The 897-nt window shown below is 45.5% G+C and carries 1 protein-coding gene; it reads right to left on the reverse strand.

All coding sequences use genetic code 11. The features are described 5' to 3' along the window. Positions 1 to 488: 488 nt before the first annotated feature. Complete coding sequence (locus ACFSB2_RS19345) at positions 489 to 737, reverse strand: hypothetical protein (RefSeq protein ID WP_377944740.1); 249 nt, start codon at positions 735 to 737, stop codon at positions 489 to 491. Positions 738 to 897 lie beyond the last annotated feature (160 nt).

An 897-nucleotide genomic window follows, 5' to 3' on the forward strand; every position in this document is an offset into this window, starting at 1 on the left:
GACAGATACTCAGTCAGTTAATCATATACTTTCCAGACCGAGTGGAGAACTATATCCGCTAGTTTTATCGAACGGAGTTTACACAAAATTATTGACAGACCCATACTCAGTCAGTTAATCATATACTTTCCAGACCGAGTGGAGAACTATATCCGCTAGTTTTATCGAACGGAGTTTACACAAAATTATTGACAGACCCGCGACTAACTCCAAACAGGATTCAGTTCATCATGTACGGCGTTTTCTTAATAACTTTCTTCACCTCAGCCGTAACAGCGTAATGTAAGAACTTAACGCACTCACGCGATATATGCGTTTCCTCTTCAGCTACGTGCAGAAACTCCCTCTGTTCATCGGAAAGACCATTCAATGTCTACTGCTGCATCACAGTCCCCCTATTTTCTATTTGTCCGTTTCGATTGTGAGTCGCTATACAGCAAATCAACAGTAATGGCATAGACCCCCCTAATTAACGAGGTGGCAGTCTTTTATTTCACCGCAGCCTGTTCTTCAAGTTGCGCAATCTTCGTCCGCTGCCAGTCTAAACGCTTGTCCAACAGCGCAGCTTCCCCTTCTATACGGTTGACATCCGATCGCATATTAGACATTTCCTGTTTGACGTCAGAGACCATCGCATTGGTCTTTCCGACAACCCCAATCAAGTCAGCAACCATCTTTTCCATCCGATCAAATCGCTCATTCATTTTTTGTTCCAGCTGCCTCAACTGTTCATCCACGCTCAATCACTCCTGGACATATGATAACACGTTTATTGCGTATGGTCTTGGTGACCTCGGGTGACCACTCCCCATGCCTAAAGGCAGGGGCTTCTCAGAACACGCATGGCGCAACCCGCCTACGTTATGTCCTGAAGGCTCAGTCCAAGCCAACCAGTAA

This window comes from Alicyclobacillus fodiniaquatilis, assembly GCF_042678105.1.
GTDB classification, from domain to species: Bacteria; Bacillota; Bacilli; order Alicyclobacillales; family Alicyclobacillaceae; genus Alicyclobacillus; species Alicyclobacillus fodiniaquatilis.